Below are 1524 nucleotides of genomic sequence, written 5' to 3'. Positions count from 1 at the left end.
TTGTCCTGACCGTTATATGGGATGTCAAACGCCTTGTAGTTGTCCTTGATGGATTGCAGTTGCTGACTATATTTTGCCTTATAGTCTACGGTTACACCATCAGCCTCATTGCCTGCGTATGGTATTCGTCTTGGGTCTGTCTCTTGTACTTACCGTTATAGGCTGCTTTTTTGATTTTACTTCAAATTCAATCATAAATTCTTATTGTTTATGGTTGTCAATTATTTAACGTCTTTCTTTCCTGTTTATTGCTCACGGCTTTTAATACCCATATAAGGGTAATGATGAACACCCATATATGGGTATTGTCCGTTACCCTTATATGGATGTTAAATGCTATTGTTATTTTAATTATATAAAGATGTCATTATACTATAATCATTAATCTTACAACGATGGTACAAAACTTCTCCTTTCAAATATATGATAAGAGTATTATCTTTTACGCTCATATTTTTCGTTCTATATCCCTTATGTACTAAAACGGAGTCTTTATCTCTAACAAAATAAACTTCAGAGGGGAAGTCTCTATCAAGTGTACCAACATAATCTACCAATACAAATGTACCATTTTTTACGTTTATTCGACAACGTACTTTCTTTTGAGGACGAAAACTGGGGAAACATCCACTAAGCAAGAATAAACACACGAAAAATACGATGGTCTTATTTATAAAACTTCCCATAATACCCATAATATATATAACTTCCAGAGTAAGTGTGTTCTCCGAAATAAGGGAAGCCTTTGTTATAACCTAATCCCGAGTTTTGACTTTGATTATATTTTCCAACCTCTCCCATAACCTTAGAATAATACCAATTTGGTGTTCCTAACAAGTATGGTTTTGTTGAATGGACATTTGCACCAAAAATCATATTCCCCATTGCTCTTAGTGTAGTTATTTTAGGAGTACCATTACTATTAGTGCCCGCATTTATAGCTGTATAAGGGTGTTGCCCAAAACTCACTTTTACATCAAGTGCAGCATTATTGGCTGATAGCGACCTTAGAACTTCTAATTCTCCATAAAAAGTCAAGGGGCTTTTAAGTTGTAGTTCGGACTTGAAAAGACTCTGCCCCCAGTCAAGAAGCCTTTGGGCATTTGCATTGTAAACAGAATATGTTGCATTTTCTGTTTTTACAGTCCCGGATACAGTTAACTTGCTGATGTCAAAGGTTACTCCTGTTTCCTTCGCATTAAAATGAAAAGCTCCATTTTGATTGTCCGTTCCCATAAAATCGTATGGTCTCAACGTTGTTCCAATAATTTCCCCTGTTCTCTTACCTTTCCCGTTCACAAGATAAATATTATTGTCACCATCATTTTTGGCATTTACAACGGTATAGGTTCCGTTAGAGTTTCTTTTAACATCAGTACTTTCTAGACATCCTGTTGGATCGGTATAAACTATAGGGTTACTAATACAATAAGTATAAGAACAAATACATACTTTTAATTCCTGCATAGGATCGCAACTCATCCACAAACTCAGCCTCGGTTCATAGTATCTTGCACCATAGTA

General features: G+C 35.4%; 1 protein-coding gene. It reads right to left on the bottom strand.

Features of this window, described 5'->3' with window-relative positions:
- Positions 1-666: 666 nt before the first annotated feature.
- On the bottom strand, positions 667-1524 hold an 858-nt coding region (locus tag E0E16_RS13230; RefSeq protein ID WP_305000474.1), incomplete at its 5' end, for an RHS repeat-associated core domain-containing protein.

Origin of the sequence: Prevotella rectalis (genome assembly GCF_900607215.1) — a bacterium.
Taxonomy (GTDB): domain Bacteria; phylum Bacteroidota; class Bacteroidia; order Bacteroidales; family Bacteroidaceae; genus Prevotella; species Prevotella brunnea.
Note: the sequence above shows the minus strand (reverse complement) of the source record. Positions and strands in the feature narration are given on the sequence as shown.